Below are 517 nucleotides of genomic sequence, written 5' to 3' on the forward strand. Positions count from 1 at the left end.
AGGAGGCCCCGGCCTGGAAGATCAGCGGCGTGCGCTGCGGGCCGGGCTCGGTGAGCGCCGCACCAGGCACCGTGAAGTGCTTGCCCTGGTGCTGGATCGGGTGGACCTTGGTCGGATCGGCGTAGATCCCGCGCTCCACGTCTTTCCCGACGGCGTCGTCCTCCCAGGAGCCCTCCCACAGCTTGTAGCAGACGTCGAGGAACGCCTCGGCGATCTCGTAGCGCTCGTCGTGCTCGATCTGCGTGGGCAGACCCTGGTTCTCGGCGGCCGAGGGCAGGTAGGAGGTCACCACGTTGAAGCCCACGCGCCCGCGGGTCAGGTGATCGAGCGTCGCGTACTTGCGCGCCAGCGTGTACGGCTGCTCGTAGGTGACCGCACTGGTCACACCGAAGCCGAGGTTCTTCGTCACCGCGGCCATGGCGGAGATCTGCATGAACGGATCGTTGACCGGGACCTGCGCGCCGTCGGCGATCGAGGGGGCGGCCGAGTTGCGGTAGATGTCGTAGATGCCGACCAC

General features: G+C 67.9%; 1 protein-coding gene. It reads right to left on the minus strand.

The window, feature by feature from the left end; translation table 11 throughout:
- The coding region (locus tag FQU96_RS42045) for an LLM class flavin-dependent oxidoreductase (RefSeq protein WP_146547399.1) at positions 1 to 517 on the minus strand (517 nt) is incomplete at both ends.

This window comes from Reyranella sp. CPCC 100927, assembly GCF_007859315.1.
GTDB lineage: Bacteria > Pseudomonadota > Alphaproteobacteria > Reyranellales > Reyranellaceae > Vineibacter.